Origin of the sequence: Pseudomonas coleopterorum (assembly GCF_900105555.1) — a bacterium.
In the GTDB taxonomy this organism is placed as follows: domain Bacteria; phylum Pseudomonadota; class Gammaproteobacteria; order Pseudomonadales; family Pseudomonadaceae; genus Aquipseudomonas; species Aquipseudomonas coleopterorum.
In genome coordinates this window covers 1,961,521-1,977,887 of record NZ_FNTZ01000001.1, presented here as the reverse complement: position 1 = coordinate 1,977,887, position 16,367 = coordinate 1,961,521, and the positions used below count along the sequence as shown (strand labels likewise).

The window sequence follows — 16,367 nt, the reverse complement described above, 5'->3', positions numbered from 1 at the left end:
GCATGATGGCCTCGCCCTCACCGAACCGTGCCCCTGCCCACCGGCAGGCGCAGGTTCGGCGAGCGCCGATCAAGTGTTCGGCACACGCAGCGCCTGGCGCAGCACCCCATCATCGAACCTATGCACGAGGTTTATCTCCATGGCACTGACACGCGAACAACAAGAAGCGGCCCTTGCAAAAGACTGGGCTGAAAACCCGCGCTGGAAAGGTGTAACGCGCAACTACTCGCCCGCCGACGTGGTCCGCCTGCGCGGCTCGGTTCAACCCGAGCACACGTTGGCCCGCCTTGGCGCGGAGAAGCTCTGGAACCTGGTGACCCAGGGCGCCAAGCCGTCATTCCGCCCCGACAAGGACTTCGTCAACTGCATGGGCGCGCTCACCGGCGGCCAGGCGGTGCAGCAGGTCAAGGCCGGCATTCAGGCCATCTACCTGTCGGGCTGGCAGGTGGCGGCCGACAATAACTCCGCCGAATCCATGTACCCCGACCAGTCGCTGTACCCGGTCGACTCGGTGCCGACCGTGGTCAAGCGCATCAACAACTCGTTTCGACGGGCCGACCAGATTCAGTGGAAAGCCGGCAAGAACCCAGGCGACCAGGGCTACATCGACTACTTCGCACCGATCGTGGCCGATGCCGAAGCCGGGTTCGGTGGCGTGCTCAATGCCTATGAACTGATGAAGAGCATGATCGAAGCAGGCGCCGCCGGCGTGCACTTCGAAGATCAGCTGGCTTCGGTGAAAAAATGCGGGCACATGGGCGGCAAGGTGCTGGTGCCGACCCAGGAGGCCGTACAGAAGCTCACCGCCGCTCGCCTGGCTGCCGACGTTGCCGGCGTGCCCACTATTATCCTGGCGCGGACCGATGCCAACGCGGCCGACCTGCTGACCTCGGACTGCGACCCTTACGACCAGCCGTTCGTGACGGGCACCCGTACGCCCGAGGGCTTCTACAAAGTGCGTGCCGGTCTGGATCAGGCGATCGCCCGCGGTTTGGCCTACGCGCCCTATGCCGATCTCATTTGGTGCGAAACCGCCAAGCCGGATCTGGACGAGGCACGTCGCTTCGCCGAGGCCATCAAGCGCGAGTACCCGGACCAGTTGCTCTCGTACAACTGCTCGCCATCCTTCAACTGGAAGAAGAACCTGGATGACGCAACCATCGCCAAATTCCAGCGCGAGCTGTCGGCGATGGGCTACAAGCACCAGTTCATCACCCTGGCCGGGATCCACAACATGTGGCACGGCATGTTCAGCTTGGCCCACGACTACGCGCGCAACGACATGACGGCCTACGTGAAGCTGCAGGAGCAGGAGTTCGCCGATGCCGAAAAGGGCTACACCTTCGTGGCGCACCAGCAGGAAGTGGGCACCGGCTACTTCGACGACATGACCACCGTGATCCAGGGCGGCGCCTCGTCGGTCACCGCACTCACCGGCTCCACCGAGGAAGACCAGTTCCACTGATCTCCCAGTCAAGCTGCTCCCTCGGCGGAGCAGCTGCCTCCCTGGGTAGCAGATATCCCTGTGGGAGCGGGCTCTGCCCGCGAAGGATTCACCGCGCTGTACCTGCCAAACCGCAGCGCGGCCTTCGCGGGTAGAACCCGCTCCCACAGGGGCTGCCATCGATCCCTGTGGGAGCGGGCTCTGCCCGCGAAGGATTTGGCGCGTTGCATCTGCTGGACCGCGGTGTGATCTTCGCGGGTAGAACCCGCTCCCACAAGGGGCTGCCATCGATTCCTGTGGGAGCGGGCTCTGCCCGCGAAGGGTTTGGCGCGGTGTACCTGCAGAACCGCGGTGTGGCTTTCGCGGGTAGAACCCGCTCCCACAAGGGGCTGCCATCGATCCCTGTGGGAGCGGGCTCTGCCTGCGAAGGGTTCGGCGCGGTGTATCTGGCAGACCGCAGCGCGGCTTTCGCGGGTAGAACCCGCTCCCACAAGGGGCTGCCATCGATCCTTGTGGGAGTGGGCTCTGCCTGCGAAGGGTTTGGCGCGGTGTATCTGCTGGACCGCGGTGTGGCTTTCGCGGGTAGAACCCGCTCCCACAAGGGGCTGCCATCGATCTCTGTGGGAGTGGGCTCTGCCCGCGAAAGGATTGGTGCGGTGTATCTGCTGGACCGCGGTGTGGCTTTCGCGGGTAGAACCCGCTCCCACAAGGGGCTGCCATCGATTCTTGTGGGAGCGGGCTCTGCCCTCGAAGAATTCGTCGCGGTGTAGCTGGTAGACCGCGGTGTGGCCTTCGCGGGTAGAACCCACTCCCACAGGGGCTGCCACCGATCCTTGTGGGAGCGGGCTCTGCCCGCGAAGGGTTTGGCGCGTTGTATCTGGTGGACCGCGGTGTAGCCTTCACGGGAAGAACCCGCTCCCACAAGGCGCTGCCATCGATCACTGTGGGAGCCGGCTCTGCCTGCGAAGGGTTCGGCGCGGTGTATCTGGCAGACCGCAGCGCGGCTTTCGCGGGTAGAACCCGCTCCCACAAGGGAGGGAGTAGGGTTTGCAGCCGCCGTGGCGAATGCCTGGCGGTTTTTTTTGCATGTTCGATTGATCTGGCGCAATGCCCACAATCGAATATCCCAGTAAAACACTCGGCGCAGTTAATTATCCGAGCTTGAACAACAGCACCAGCCTGAAAATGATATTAATTATCATTAAGATATAAGCTCAGTGATAGTAAAAGCCTGTCAGTGTTGAATATTCTTCATAAACCCAGCCTAAACCCCAGCATGAGCTACATTGAATAAGCCTATGTGCGTAATGATACGAATTAATTTGCGATCCGAAATTTACTTGCCTGGCTTTTACCCATAAAATCACCGCGATCGATTCTGCTGCGACATATCGTCACTGCGACACTTCATTCAATTCAGCGGCCCAGGCCCCTGCCAAGGAAACCAGCATGCCCGATTCGACAGGACTCATCGCCCACAACTGGGGCTTTGCCATCTTCCTTCTCGGTGTTGCCGGTCTGTGCGCGTTCATGCTCGGGCTCTCCAGCCTGCTGGGCAGCAAAGCCTTCGGACGCAGCAAGAACGAACCTTTCGAATCCGGCATGCTGCCGGTCGGTAGCGCCCGTCTGCGCCTTTCCGCCAAATTCTATCTGGTCGCGATGCTGTTCGTGATCTTCGATATCGAAGCCCTCTTTCTCTTTGCCTGGTCTGTGTCCGTCCGCGAAAGCGGCTGGACCGGATTCGTCGAAGCTCTCGTTTTCATAGCAATTCTGTTGGCAGGTCTTGTCTACCTGTTCCGAGTGGGCGCCCTTGACTGGGCTCCGGAAGCTCGTCGCAAGCGGCAGGCGAAGCTGAAACAATGAGGCTTTGGCAATGCAATACAATCTCACCCGGATCGACCCCGATGCTCCCAACGAGCAGTATCCCATCGGCACCAGGGAAACTGTTTCCGACCCCCTAGAAGATCAGGTTCACAAGAACATCTTCATGGGCAAACTCGAAGACGTCCTCAGCGGCGCGGTCAACTGGGGTCGCAAGAACTCCCTGTGGCCGTACAACTTCGGTCTCTCGTGCTGCTACGTGGAAATGACCACGGCCTTCACGGCGCCCCACGACATCGCCCGCTTCGGCGCCGAAGTCATCCGGGCCTCGCCGCGTCAGGCCGACTTCATGGTCATCGCCGGCACCTGCTTCATCAAGATGGCGCCGATCATCCAGCGTCTCTACGAGCAGATGCTCGAACCCAAGTGGGTCATTTCCATGGGTTCGTGCGCCAACTCCGGTGGCATGTACGACATCTACTCGGTGGTTCAGGGGGTCGACAAGTTCCTCCCCGTGGACGTCTACGTGCCTGGCTGCCCGCCGCGCCCTGAAGCTTTCCTGCAAGGCCTGATGCTGTTGCAGGAGTCGATTGGCCAAGAGCGTCGCCCGCTGTCTTGGGTCGTCGGTGATCAAGGCGTGTACCGCGCCGAGATGCCGTCGCAGAAGGAACAGCGCCGCGAACAGCGCATCGCGGTAACAAACCTGCGCAGCCCCGACGAAGTCTGATCCAGCGCCTTCCACGCCTGCAGCGGCAGGCGAGAACCCTGGCTTCACACCGTAGTTGACCGATAGCGACCGAGACCATGACAACAGCGGACACCGCTCTGTATATCCCGCCTTACAAGGCTGACGACCAAGACGTGGTCGTCGAACTGAACCAGCGCTTTGGCCCCGAGGCCTTCCTCGCCCAGGAAACCCGCACCGGCATGCCGGTACTGTGGGTGGCCCGCGCCAAGCTGGTCGAGATCCTCACGTTCCTGCGCAACGTGCCCAAGCCCTACAGCATGCTGTACGACCTGCACGGTGTGGACGAGCGCCTGCGCACCCATCGCCGCGCGATCCCCAGCGCCGGCGATTTCACCGTGTTCTACCACCTGCTGTCGGTCGAGCGTAACAGCGACGTCATGCTCAAGGTGGCCTTGAACGAAGGCGATCTGAACCTGCCGACGATCACCGGTATCTGGCCCAACGCCAACTGGTACGAGCGTGAAGTCTGGGACATGTTCGGCATCGACTTCGCCGGCCACCCGCACCTGTCGCGCATCATGATGCCGCCGACCTGGGAAGGCCATCCGCTGCGCAAGGACTACCCGGCGCGCGCGACCGAATTCGACCCCTACAGCCTGACCCTGGCCAAGCAGCAGCTCGAAGAGGAAGCCGCGCGCTTCAAGCCCGAAGACTGGGGCATGAAGCGTTCGGGCACCAACGAGGACTACATGTTCCTCAACCTGGGCCCGAACCACCCTTCGGCGCACGGTGCCTTCCGCATCATCCTGCAGCTGGACGGTGAAGAGATCGTCGACTGTGTGCCCGACATCGGCTACCACCACCGTGGTGCCGAGAAAATGGCCGAGCGCCAGTCGTGGCACAGCTTCATCCCCTACACCGACCGCATCGACTACCTGGGCGGGGTGATGAACAACCTGCCCTACGTGCTGGCCGTCGAGAAGCTGGCCGGCATCAAGGTGCCGCAGAAGGTCGACACCATCCGCATCATGATGGCCGAATTCTTCCGCATCACCAGCCACCTGCTGTTCCTGGGCACCTACATCCAGGACGTCGGCGCCATGACCCCGGTGTTCTTCACCTTCACCGACCGGCAGAAGGCCTACACGGTGATCGAAGCCATCACCGGTTTCCGCCTGCACCCGGCCTGGTACCGCATCGGCGGCGTCGCCCACGACCTGCCACGCGGTTGGGAAAAGCTGGTCAAGGACTTCATCGAGTGGATGCCCAAGCGCCTCGACGAATACACCAAGGCCGCGCTGCAGAACAGCATCCTCAAGGGCCGCACCATCGGCGTCGCCGCCTACAACACCAAGGAAGCCCTGGAATGGGGCGTCACCGGTGCCGGCCTGCGTTCCACCGGGTGCGATTTCGACCTGCGCAAGGCGCGTCCGTATTCGGGCTACGAGAACTTCGAGTTCGAAGTGCCGCTGGCCCACAACGGCGACGCCTATGACCGCTGCATGGTGCGCGTGGAAGAAATGCGCCAGAGCATCCGCATCATCGAACAGTGCATGCGCAACATGCCCGAAGGCCCGTACAAGGCGGATCACCCGCTGACCACGCCGCCGCCCAAGGAGCGCACGCTGCAGCACATCGAAACCTTGATCACGCACTTCCTGCAGGTTTCGTGGGGCCCGGTGATGCCGGCCAACGAATCCTTCCAGATGATCGAAGCGACCAAGGGCATCAACAGCTATTACCTGACGAGCGACGGCGGCACCATGAGCTACCGTACCCGCATACGCACCCCAAGCTACCCGCACCTGCAGCAGATCCCTTCGGTGATCAAAGGCAGCATGGTCGCGGACTTGATCGCGTACCTGGGTAGTATCGACTTCGTTATGGCCGACGTGGACCGCTAAGCATGAACAGCACGCTCATCCAGACAGACCGTTTCGCCTTGAGCGAAACCGAGCGCTCGGCCATCGAGCACGAGCTGCACCACTACGAAGACCCGCGCGCGGCGTCCATCGAAGCCCTCAAGATCGTCCAGAAGGAACGTGGCTGGGTCCCCGACGGCGCGTTGTACGCCATCGGCGAGATCCTGGGCATTCCGGCCAGTGACGTCGAAGGCGTGGCCACCTTCTATAGCCAGATTTTCCGCCAGCCTGTGGGCCGCCACATCATTCGCGTGTGCGACTCGATGGTCTGCTACATCGGTGGCCACGAGTCGGTGGTCAGCGAAATCCAGAGCAAGCTGGGCATCGGCCTGGGCCAGACCACCGCCGACGGCCGCTTCACCCTGCTGCCGGTGTGCTGCCTGGGCAACTGCGACAAGGCCCCGGCGCTGATGATCGACGACGATACCTTTGGCGATGTCCAGCCCGCTGGCGTGGCCCAACTGCTGGAGGGCTACGTATGAAGCTCACCTCGTTCGGCCCGGCCAATACCATTGCCCGCGCCGCTGAAACCCATCCGCTGACCTGGCGCCTGCGCGACGACGGCGAGCCGATCTGGCTCGACGAGTACCAGGCCAAGGACGGCTACGCCGCCGCGCGCAAGGCGTTCGCCGACATGTCGCAGGACGACATCGTGCAGACGGTGAAGGATTCGGGCCTCAAGGGCCGCGGCGGTGCGGGCTTCCCCACCGGCGTCAAATGGGGCCTGATGCCCAAAGACGAATCCATGAACATCCGCTACCTGCTGTGCAACGCGGATGAGATGGAACCCAACACCTGGAAAGACCGCATGCTCATGGAGCAGCAGCCTCATCTGCTGATTGAAGGCATGCTGATCTCCGCCCGTGCGCTGAAAGCCTATCGCGGCTACATCTTCCTGCGGGGCGAGTACACGACCGCCGCCAAGCACCTGAACCGCGCGGTGCAGGAAGCCAAGGCCGCCGGCCTGCTGGGCAAGAACATCCTGGGGTCGGGTTTCGACTTCGAGCTGTTCGTGCACACCGGCGCCGGGCGTTACATCTGCGGTGAAGAAACCGCCCTGATCAACTCCCTGGAAGGCCGTCGCGCCAACCCGCGCTCCAAGCCGCCCTTCCCTGCCGCCGTCGGCGTGTGGGGCAAGCCGACCTGTGTCAACAACGTCGAAACCCTGTGCAACGTGCCGGCCATCGTCGGCAACGGCATCGACTGGTACAAGTCGCTGGCCCGTGAAGGCAGTGAAGACCACGGCACCAAGCTGATGGGCTTCTCCGGCAAGGTCAAGAACCCTGGCCTGTGGGAGCTGCCGTTCGGCATCACCGCGCGCGAGTTGTTCGAAGACTACGCCGGTGGCATGCGCGACGGCTTCACCCTCAAGTGCTGGCAGCCCGGCGGCGCCGGTACCGGTTTCCTGTTGCCCGAACACCTGGATGCGCAGATGTACGCCGGCGGCATCGGCAAGGTTGGCACTCGGATGGGTACGGGCCTGGCCATGGCCGTGGACGACAGCGTCAACATGGTCTCGCTGCTGCGCAACATGGAAGAGTTCTTCGCCCGCGAGTCCTGTGGCTTCTGCACCCCTTGCCGCGACGGCTTGCCGTGGAGCGTCAAGCTGCTGCGCGCCATCGAGACCGGCAACGGCCAGCCGGGGGACATCGAAACCCTGCTGGGCCTGGTCGGTTTCCTCGGCCCCGGCAAGACTTTCTGTGCCCACGCGCCCGGTGCCGTGGAGCCCTTGGGCAGCGCGATCAAATATTTCCGTGCCGAGTTCGAGGCGGGCATCAAGCCCGTCACGCCGGGCAGCCTGACCCAGGTGGCCACCCCCACCATGGCCGGCGCCTGACTCGATGCACGCCCGGCGGCCCGTGCCGCCGGTATCGCCCGTTGACGCGCCATCGCTGGCTGCGCCGGGCGAATAACAAGATTTCCATTAGCCACGCCCGCTGACAACGGGCCAACGAAGAACTTGAACCATGGCCACTATCCACGTAGACGGCAAAGCGCTCGAGGTCGATGGCGCAGACAACCTGTTACAGGCCTGTCTGTCGCTGGGCCTCGACATCCCGTATTTCTGCTGGCACCCGGCGCTGGGCAGCGTCGGCGCCTGCCGCCAGTGCGCAGTCAAGCAGTACACCGACAAGAACGACACCCGTGGTCGCATCGTCATGTCGTGCATGACCCCTGCCACCGACAACACCTGGATCTCCATCGAAGACGAAGAATCCAAGGCGTTCCGCGCCAGTGTCGTCGAATGGCTGATGACCAACCACCCGCACGACTGCCCGGTGTGCGAGGAAGGCGGTCACTGCCACCTGCAGGACATGACCGTGATGACCGGTCACAACGAACGCCGCTATCGCTTCAGCAAGCGTACCCACCAGAACCAGGAGCTGGGCCCGTTCATCGCGCACGAGATGAACCGCTGCATCGCCTGCTATCGCTGCGTGCGTTTCTACAAGGACTACGCCGGCGGCACCGACCTGGGCGTGTTCGGCGCCCACGACAACGTCTATTTCGGACGGGTCGAAGACGGCACCCTGGAAAGCGAGTTTTCCGGCAACCTGACCGAGGTCTGCCCGACCGGTGTGTTCACCGACAAGACCCACTCCGAGCGCTACAACCGCAAGTGGGACATGCAGTTCGCCCCAAGCATCTGCCACGGCTGCTCCAGTGGCTGCAACATCAGCCCGGGCGAGCGCTACGGTGAGCTGCGCCGTATCGAGAACCGCTACAACGGTTCGGTGAACCACTATTTCCTGTGCGACCGCGGCCGCTTCGGTTATGGCTACGTCAACCGCAAGGATCGCCCACGCCAGCCGCTGCTGGCCGAAGGCAACCGCAAGCTGAGTCTGGACGAGGCGCTGGACAAGGCCGCCGACCTGCTGCGTGGCCGCAACATCGTCGGCATCGGCTCGCCGCGTGCCAGCCTGGAAAGCAACTACGCCCTGCTCGAACTGGTCGGTGCCCAGCACTTCTACAGCGGCATCGAAGCCGGCGAGCTTTCGCGCATCCGCCTGGCCTTGCAGGTGCTGCGCAGCAGCCCGCTGCCGATCCCGAGCCTGCGCGAGGTGGAAGACCACGACGCGGTGTTCGTGCTCGGTGAAGACCTGACCCAGACTGCGGCGCGCATGGCACTGGCGTTGCGGCAATCGGTGAAAGGCAAGGCCGAGGCGATGGCCGAAGCCATGCGCGTGCAGCCATGGCTCGACGCTGCGGTGAAGAACATCGGTCAGCACGAGCTGAACCCGCTGTTCATCGCCAGCCTGACCGACACCAAACTCGACGACGTCGCCGAAGAGTGCGTCCACGCCGCGCCGGAAGATCTGGCGCGCATCGGGTTTGCCGTTGCCCACGCGATCGACCCGAGCGCACCGGCGGTGGCCGGGCTGGACAGCGAAGCCCTGGAACTGGCCCAGCGCATTGCCGATGCCCTGGTGGCGGCCAAGCGTCCGCTGATCGTCAGTGGTACGTCCCTGGGTTGCAACGCCCTGATCGAAGCCGCAGGCAACATCGCCAAGGCCTTGAAAGGCCGTGACAAGGCCGGTTCGCTGAGCCTGATCGTCCCGGAAGCCAACAGCATGGGCCTGGCGATGCTCGGCGGCGACTCGGTCGACGACGCACTGCAGGCCGTGATCGATGGCCATGCCGACGCGCTGGTGATCCTGGAAAACGACCTCTACACCCGTGTCGACGCTGCCAAGGTCGACGCTGCGCTGAACGCCGCCAAGGTGGTCATCGTTGCCGACCACCAGCACACCCGCACCGTCGAGCGCGCCCATCTGGTCCTGCCGGCCGCCAGCTTCGCCGAAGGCGATGGCACCCTGGTCAGCCAGGAAGGCCGCGCTCAGCGATTCTTCCAGGTGTTCGACCCGGTCTACCTGGATTCCAGCATCCTGATCCACGAAGGCTGGCGCTGGTTGCACGCGCTGCGCAGCACCTTGCTGAACAAGCCGGTGGACTGGACTCAGCTCGATCACGTGACCGCCGCGGTGGCCAACAGCGCACCGCAACTGGCGCGCATCGTCGACGCCGCGCCGTCGGCCTCGTTCCGCATCAAGGGCCTGAAGCTGGCGCGCGAACCGCTGCGCTACAGCGGCCGTACCGCCATGCGCGCCAACATCAGCGTGCACGAGCCAAGGACACCGCAAGATACCGACACGGCGTTCTCGTTCTCCATGGAAGGCTACTCGGGCTCCGTCGAACCGCGTCAGCAGGTGCCGTTCGCCTGGTCGCCGGGCTGGAACTCGCCGCAGGCCTGGAACAAGTTCCAGGACGAAGTGGGTGGTCACCTGCGTGCCGGTGACCCCGGTACGCGCCTGATCGAAAGCCAGGGCGACGGCCTCGGCTGGTTCGCCAGCGTTCCCGGCGCGTTTTCCCCGGCGCGCGGCACTTGGCAAGCCGTGCCGTTCTACCACCTGTTCGGCAGCGAGGAGAATTCCTCGCGGGCCGCGCCGGTACAGGAGCGCATTCCCCAGGCCTACGTGGCCCTGGCCAAGTCCGAAGCCGACCGCCTGGGCGTCAACGACGGTGCCCTGCTCAGCCTGACCGTGGCTGGCCAGGCCCTGCGCCTGCCGCTGCGCATCAGCGAGGAACTGGGCGCCGGCCTGGTGGGCTTGCCCGCCGGCCTGGCCGGGATCCCACCGGCGTTCGCCGGCGCGTCCGTCGACGGCCTGCAGGAGGCAGCACAATGACCTGGTTCACCCCTGAAGTGATCGACATCATCATCGGTGTGGTCAAGGCCCTGGTCATCATGCTGGCGGTAGTTATCTGCGGCGCACTGCTCAGCTTCGTCGAGCGTCGCCTGCTGGGCTGGTGGCAGGATCGCTACGGCCCGAACCGGGTCGGTCCGTTCGGCATGTTCCAGATCGCGGCCGACATGCTGAAGATGTTCTTCAAGGAAGACTGGAACCCACCCTTCGTCGACAAGGTGATCTTCACCCTGGCGCCGGTGGTGGCCATGAGCGCCCTGCTGATCGCCTTCGCGATCATCCCGATCACCCCCACCTGGGGCGTGGCCGACCTGAACATCGGGCTGCTGTTCTTCTTCGCCATGGCCGGCCTGTCGGTGTATGCCGTCTTGTTCGCCGGTTGGGCGAGCAACAACAAGTACGCCCTGCTGGGCAGCTTGCGGGCTTCCGCGCAGACCGTGTCGTACGAAGTGTTCATGGGCCTGTCGCTGATGGGCATCGTGATCCAGGCCGGTTCCTTCAACATGCGCGACATCGTCGAGTACCAGGCGCAGAACCTGTGGTTCATCATTCCGCAGTTCTTCGGCTTCTGTACCTTCTTCGTCGCAGGCGTGGCCGTGACGCACCGTCACCCGTTCGACCAGCCCGAGGCCGAGCAGGAATTGGCCGACGGTTATCACATCGAATACGCCGGCATGAAATGGGGCATGTTCTTCGTGGGTGAATACATCGGCATCATTCTCATCTCGGCCCTGCTGGTGACGCTGTTCTTCGGCGGCTGGCACGGTCCGTTCGGGATCCTGCCGCAACTGTCGTTCGTCTGGTTCGCACTGAAAACCGCGTTCTTCATCATGCTGTTCGTCCTGCTGCGCGCTTCCATCCCGCGCCCCCGGTACGACCAGGTAATGGATTTCAGCTGGAAGTTCTGCCTGCCACTGACCCTGATCAACATGCTGGTGACCGCCGCGATCGTGTTGTTGAACACGCCCGCCGGCACGGTTCAGTGAGGAATTGACCCATGTTCAAATATATCGGTGACATCGTAAAAGGAACGGGCACGCAGCTGCGCAGCCTGATCATGGTCTTCGGCCATGGCTTCCGTAAGCGCGACACCCTGCAATACCCCGAGCAAGCCGTGTACCTGCCGCCGCGCTACCGCGGCCGCATCGTCCTGACCCGCGACCCTGACGGCGAAGAGCGCTGCGTGGCCTGCAACCTGTGCGCGGTGGCCTGTCCGGTAGGCTGCATCTCGCTGCAGAAAGCAGAAACCGAGGACGGTCGCTGGTACCCGGACTTCTTCCGGATCAACTTCTCGCGCTGCATCTTCTGCGGCCTGTGCGAAGAAGCCTGCCCGACCACCGCGATCCAGCTCACGCCGGACTTCGAGATGGCCGAGTTCAAGCGCCAGGATCTGGTGTATGAGAAGGAAGACCTGCTGATCTCCGGACCCGGCAAGAACCCCGACTACAACTTCTATCGCGTGGCCGGCATGGCCGTCGCCGGCAAGCCTAAGGGCGCCGCGCAGAACGAAGCCCAGCCGATCAACGTGAAGAGCTTGCTCCCTTAAGGAAGAAAGATGGAATTCGCTTTCTATTTCGCGTCGGGTATCGCGGTGGTGTCCACCCTCAGGGTGATCACCAATACCAACCCCGTGCACGCCCTGCTCTATCTGATCATCTCGTTGATCGCCGTGGCCATGACCTTCTTCGCCCTGGGTGCACCGTTCGCCGGTGTGCTCGAAGTGATCGCCTACGCCGGCGCCATCATGGTGCTGTTCGTCTTCGTGGTGATGATGCTCAACCTGGGCCCGGCCTCGGTGCAGCAGGAACGGGTGTGGCTCAAGCCCGGTATCTGGGCAGGTCCGGTCTTCCTCGGTGCACTGCTGCTGCTCGAACTGCTGTACGTGCTGTTCGCCAATCCCAGCGCTGCCGGTATCGGTCAGACCACGGTCGACGCCAAGGCCGTCGGCATCAGCCTGTTCGGGCCTTACCTGCTGGTGGTTGAACTGGCGTCGATGCTGCTGCTTGCCGCAGCCGTGACGGCGTTCCACCTCGGCCGCACGGAAAAGGAGTAAACAGATGCCCGCTATCCCTCTAGAGCATGGCCTGGCAGTCGCCGGCATCCTGTTCACCCTCGGTCTGGTCGGCCTGATGGTCCGCCGTAACATTCTTTTCGTGTTGATGAGTCTGGAAATCATGATGAACGCCTCTGCCCTGGCGTTCATCGTGGCCGGTGCGCGCTGGGGTCAGCCCGATGGACAGATCATGTTCATCCTGGTGATCACTCTGGCAGCGGCCGAGGCCTCGATTGGCCTGGCGATCCTGATGCAGCTGTATCGCCGCTTCCACACGCTCGACATCGACGCTGCCAGTGAGATGCGCGGATGAACCTGATCTTTCTGACCTTCGTATTCCCGCTGATCGGCTTCTTGCTGCTGTCGTTCTCCCGCGGGCGCTTCTCGGAAAACCTCTCGGCGCTGATCGGCGTCGGCTCCATCGGCCTGTCGGCGATCGTCGCCGCCTACGTCATCTGGCAGTTCAACGTTGCTCCGCCGGAAGGTGGCGTATACACCCAACTGCTGTGGCGCTGGATGTCGGTGGACGGGTTCGAGCCCAACTTCACCCTGTACCTGGACGGCCTGTCGATCACCATGCTCGGCGTGGTGGTGGGCGTGGGTTTCCTGATCCACCTGTTCGCCTCCTGGTACATGCGCGGTGAAGAGGGCTACTCGCGCTTCTTCGCCTACACCAACCTGTTCATTGCCAGCATGCTGTTCCTGATCCTGGGCGACAACCTGCTGTTCATCTACTTCGGTTGGGAAGGCGTGGGCCTGTGCTCGTACCTGTTGATCGGTTTCTACTATGGCAACCGCAACAACGGCAATGCAGCGCTCAAGGCGTTCATCGTCACCCGCATCGGCGACGTGTTCATGGCCATCGGCCTGTTCATCCTGTTCCAGCAACTGGGCACGCTGAACATTCAGGAACTGCTGGTGCGTGCGCCCGAGCACTTCAAGGTCGGCGATTTCTGGATCGTCCTGGCCACGCTGATGCTGCTCGGTGGCGCCGTGGGTAAATCCGCACAACTGCCCCTGCAGACCTGGCTGGCAGACGCCATGGCCGGTCCTACTCCGGTGTCGGCACTGATCCACGCCGCGACCATGGTCACCGCAGGCGTCTACCTGATCGCCCGGACCCACGGCCTGTTCGCCCTGGCCCCGGACATTCTGCATCTGGTGGGCGTGGTCGGTGGTGTCACCCTGGTACTGGCCGGCTTCGCCGCGCTGGTGCAGACCGACATCAAGCGCATCCTGGCCTATTCGACCATGAGCCAGATCGGCTACATGTTCCTGGCCTTGGGCGTTGGCGCCTGGGACGGCGCGATCTTCCACCTGATGACCCACGCCTTCTTCAAGGCGCTGCTGTTCCTCGCCTCCGGTGCCGTAATCGTCGCCTGCCACCACGAGCAGAACATCTTCAAGATGGGCGGCCTGTGGAAGAAGCTGCCGCTGGCCTACGCCAGTTTCATCGTCGGCGGTTCGGCGTTGGCGGCCCTGCCGTTGCTGACGGCCGGCTTCTATTCCAAGGATGAGATCCTCTGGGAGGCCTTCGCCAGCGGCAACAACGGCTTGCTGTACGCCGGTCTGGTGGGTGCGTTCATGACCTCGCTGTACACCTTCCGCCTGATCTTCATCACCTTCCACGGCGAAGCCAAGACCGAGGCCCATGCCGGCCACGGGGTTGCCCACTGGCTGCCGCTGGGGGTGCTGATCGTGCTGTCGACCTTCATCGGTGCCTGGATCCATCCGCCATTGGCCGGTGTGCTGCCGCAGAGCGTCGGCCATGCCGGTGGCGAAGCCAAGCACAGCCTGGAGATCGCGTCGGGCGCCATCGCCCTGGCCGGCATCCTGCTGGCAGCCATGCTGTTCCTGGGCAAGCGCAGCTTCGCCACGGCCGTGGCCAACAGCGGTATCGGCCGCATGCTGTCGGCCTGGTGGTTCGCCGCCTGGGGCTTCGATTGGATCTACGACAAGCTGTTCGTCAAACCTTATCTGCTGATCAGCCACCTGTTGCGCAAGGACCCGGTCGACCAGGTGATTGGCTTGATCCCGCGTACGGCCAAGGGCGGCAACAACGCCATGAGCCGTACCGAGACCGGTCAGTTGCGCTGGTATGCCGCTTCGATCGCCGCGGGCGCCGTACTGGTGCTCGGCGCTGTCGTGCTGGCGGCGGTCTGATATGAATCCTGTGACTTTGCGAAAGGAAACGAGCCCGTCATGATTTTGCCCTGGCTGATCCTGATCCCCTTCATCGGCGGCCTTCTGTGCTGGGTAGCGGAGCGCAGCAGCGCTACCCTGCCCCGCTGGATCGCCTTGCTGACCATGTCCCTGGAACTCGCTCTCGGCCTCTGGCTGTGGGCCCATGGCGACTACACCCTGGCCCCTGCACCCGGTGGCGAACCGGCCTGGGCCTACGAGTTCAAGCTCAACTGGATCCAGCGCTTCGGCATCAGCGTGCACCTGGCACTGGACGGCCTGTCGCTGCTGATGATTCTGCTCACCGGCCTGCTGGGCATGCTGTCGGTGCTGTGTTCGTGGAAAGAGATCCAGCGCCACGTCGGCTTCTTCCACCTCAACCTGATGTGGATCCTGGGCGGCGTGGTCGGTGTGTTCCTGGCACTGGACCTGTTCCTGTTCTTCTTCTTCTGGGAAATGATGCTGGTGCCGATGTATTTCCTCATCGCGCTCTGGGGTCACAGCTCCTCGGACGGCAAGAAGACCCGGATCTACGCCGCGACCAAGTTCTTCATCTTCACTCAGGCCAGCGGCCTTATCATGCTGGTGGCGATCCTGGGCCTGGTGCTGTTCAACTACAGCAACACCGGCGTGATGACCTTCAACTACAGCGACCTGCTCAAGGCTCAGTTGCCGGAACATGTCGAATACCTGCTGATGCTGGGTTTCTTCATCGCCTTCGCAGTGAAGCTGCCGGTGGTGCCGTTCCACTCCTGGCTGCCTGACGCCCACGCCCAGGCGCCGACCGCCGGTTCCGTGGACCTGGCCGGTATTCTGCTGAAAACCGCGGCCTACGGCATCCTGCGCTTCGCCTTGCCGCTGTTCCCCAATGCCTCGGCGGAATTCGCCCCCATCGCCATGACCCTGGGCCTGATCGGTATTTTCTACGGCGCCTTCCTGGCGTTCGCGCAGACCGACATCAAGCGCCTGATCGCCTTCTCCAGCGTCTCGCACATGGGCTTCGTGCTGATCGGTATCTACTCCGGTACCCAGCAGGCCTTGCAGGGCGCCGTGGTGCAGATGCTGGCCCACGGTCTGTCGGCGGCCGCGCTGTTCATCCTCAGCGGTCAACTGTACGAGCGCCTGCACACCCGTGACATGCGTGAGATGGGCGGTCTGTGGTCGCGCATCGCCTACCTGCCGGCGATCAGCCTGTTCTTCGCGGCCGCTTCGCTGGGCCTGCCGGGCACCGGCAACTTCGTCGGCGAGTTCCTGATCCTGCTGGGCAGCTTCACCGTGGCACCGTGGATCACCGCCGTGGCCACCTCCGGCCTGGTGTTCGGCTCGGTGTACTCGCTGATCATGATCCACCGTGCCTACTTCGGCCCTTCCAAGTCGGACGCGGTACTGGCCGGCATGGACAACCGCGAACTGATCATGGTGCTGGGCCTTGCGGGCCTGCTGATTCTGCTTGGCGTCTACCCGCAGCCCTTCCTCGACACTTCCGCCGCCACCATGACCGGTGTGCAGCAGTGGTTCGGCACCGCCTTCACTCAACTCGCTTCGGCCCGGTAAG

At 63.2% G+C, this 16,367-nt stretch carries 13 protein-coding genes; all 13 read left to right on the top strand.

The genetic code is table 11. The annotated features are described in order from the left end of the window. Positions 1-139 precede the first annotated feature (139 nt). The 13 genes from aceA to nuoM all read left to right on the top strand — a co-directional run bounded on the left by aceA (position 140) and on the right by nuoM (position 16,366). A complete protein-coding gene (gene aceA / locus BLV18_RS08965) occupies positions 140-1,465 on the top strand; it encodes an isocitrate lyase (RefSeq protein ID WP_090357851.1) in 1,326 nt (441 codons plus the stop codon). A gap of 1,428 nt (positions 1,466-2,893) precedes the next feature. After that, positions 2,894-3,307 carry an NADH-quinone oxidoreductase subunit A gene (locus BLV18_RS08955; protein ID WP_043190089.1) on the top strand — a complete coding sequence of 138 codons (414 nt, stop codon included), beginning with the start codon at positions 2,894-2,896 and terminating at the stop codon, positions 3,305-3,307. A 10-nt stretch (positions 3,308-3,317) separates the two neighbouring features. Next, the gene (locus BLV18_RS08950; RefSeq protein ID WP_043190091.1) at positions 3,318-3,992 is read left to right on the top strand and encodes a NuoB/complex I 20 kDa subunit family protein; all 675 of its coding nucleotides are present in this window, start codon (positions 3,318-3,320) and stop codon (positions 3,990-3,992) included. A 77-nt stretch (positions 3,993-4,069) separates the two neighbouring features. Continuing rightward, positions 4,070-5,857 (top strand): NADH-quinone oxidoreductase subunit C/D, encoded by a 1,788-nt coding sequence (gene nuoC / locus BLV18_RS08945; RefSeq protein ID WP_049860094.1) that lies wholly within the window; start codon positions 4,070-4,072, stop codon positions 5,855-5,857. Between the two features lie 2 nt (positions 5,858-5,859). Beyond that, entirely contained in the window at positions 5,860-6,357 is a 498-nt protein-coding gene (gene nuoE / locus BLV18_RS08940) for an NADH-quinone oxidoreductase subunit NuoE (RefSeq protein WP_049860093.1), read from the top strand. Further along, positions 6,354-7,712 (top strand): NADH-quinone oxidoreductase subunit NuoF, encoded by a 1,359-nt coding sequence (gene nuoF / locus BLV18_RS08935; protein WP_049860092.1) that lies wholly within the window; start codon positions 6,354-6,356, stop codon positions 7,710-7,712. The genes nuoE and nuoF overlap by 4 nt, the downstream gene beginning before the upstream one ends. Positions 7,713-7,842: 130 nt before the next feature. Then, positions 7,843-10,560, top strand: coding sequence for an NADH-quinone oxidoreductase subunit NuoG (gene nuoG, locus BLV18_RS08930; RefSeq protein ID WP_090357846.1), 2,718 nt, complete (start codon positions 7,843-7,845; stop codon positions 10,558-10,560). After that, complete coding sequence (nuoH, locus tag BLV18_RS08925) at positions 10,557-11,564, top strand: NADH-quinone oxidoreductase subunit NuoH (RefSeq protein ID WP_043190106.1); 1,008 nt, start codon at positions 10,557-10,559, stop codon at positions 11,562-11,564. The genes nuoG and nuoH overlap by 4 nt, the downstream gene beginning before the upstream one ends. An 11-nt stretch (positions 11,565-11,575) precedes the next feature. Next, a complete protein-coding gene (gene nuoI / locus BLV18_RS08920) occupies positions 11,576-12,124 on the top strand; it encodes an NADH-quinone oxidoreductase subunit NuoI (protein WP_043190109.1) in 549 nt (182 codons plus the stop codon). A gap of 9 nt (positions 12,125-12,133) precedes the next feature. Then, complete coding sequence (nuoJ, locus tag BLV18_RS08915; protein WP_049860090.1) at positions 12,134-12,631, top strand: NADH-quinone oxidoreductase subunit J; 498 nt, start codon at positions 12,134-12,136, stop codon at positions 12,629-12,631. Positions 12,632-12,635: 4 nt separating this feature from the next. After that, positions 12,636-12,944: an NADH-quinone oxidoreductase subunit NuoK gene (gene nuoK, locus BLV18_RS08910; protein ID WP_043190115.1), complete on the top strand. Its 309-nt coding sequence runs from the start codon at positions 12,636-12,638 to the stop codon at positions 12,942-12,944. Beyond that, positions 12,941-14,794 (top strand): NADH-quinone oxidoreductase subunit L, encoded by a 1,854-nt coding sequence (gene nuoL / locus BLV18_RS08905; RefSeq protein ID WP_090357844.1) that lies wholly within the window; start codon positions 12,941-12,943, stop codon positions 14,792-14,794. Before nuoK ends, nuoL begins: the two co-directional genes overlap by 4 nt. Before the next feature lie 39 nt (positions 14,795-14,833). Beyond that, positions 14,834-16,366, top strand: a complete 1,533-nt coding sequence (nuoM, locus tag BLV18_RS08900) for an NADH-quinone oxidoreductase subunit M (protein ID WP_049860088.1) — start codon at positions 14,834-14,836, stop codon at positions 16,364-16,366. The last annotated feature ends 1 nt before the right edge of the window (position 16,367 follow it).

Coding starts and splice junctions, on each gene's coding strand:
- nuoL (WP_090357844.1), top strand. CDS start 12,941: ATGAACCTGATCTTTCTGACCTTCGTATTCCCGCTGATCGGCTTCTTG.
- nuoH (WP_043190106.1), top strand. CDS start 10,557: ATGACCTGGTTCACCCCTGAAGTGATCGACATCATCATCGGTGTGGTC.
- nuoC (WP_049860094.1), top strand. CDS start 4,070: ATGACAACAGCGGACACCGCTCTGTATATCCCGCCTTACAAGGCTGAC.
- aceA (WP_090357851.1), top strand. CDS start 140: ATGGCACTGACACGCGAACAACAAGAAGCGGCCCTTGCAAAAGACTGG.
- nuoJ (WP_049860090.1), top strand. CDS start 12,134: ATGGAATTCGCTTTCTATTTCGCGTCGGGTATCGCGGTGGTGTCCACC.
- nuoI (WP_043190109.1), top strand. CDS start 11,576: ATGTTCAAATATATCGGTGACATCGTAAAAGGAACGGGCACGCAGCTG.
- nuoG (WP_090357846.1), top strand. CDS start 7,843: ATGGCCACTATCCACGTAGACGGCAAAGCGCTCGAGGTCGATGGCGCA.
- nuoM (WP_049860088.1), top strand. CDS start 14,834: ATGATTTTGCCCTGGCTGATCCTGATCCCCTTCATCGGCGGCCTTCTG.
- BLV18_RS08950 (WP_043190091.1), top strand. CDS start 3,318: ATGCAATACAATCTCACCCGGATCGACCCCGATGCTCCCAACGAGCAG.
- nuoK (WP_043190115.1), top strand. CDS start 12,636: ATGCCCGCTATCCCTCTAGAGCATGGCCTGGCAGTCGCCGGCATCCTG.
- nuoE (WP_049860093.1), top strand. CDS start 5,860: ATGAACAGCACGCTCATCCAGACAGACCGTTTCGCCTTGAGCGAAACC.
- BLV18_RS08955 (WP_043190089.1), top strand. CDS start 2,894: ATGCCCGATTCGACAGGACTCATCGCCCACAACTGGGGCTTTGCCATC.
- nuoF (WP_049860092.1), top strand. CDS start 6,354: ATGAAGCTCACCTCGTTCGGCCCGGCCAATACCATTGCCCGCGCCGCT.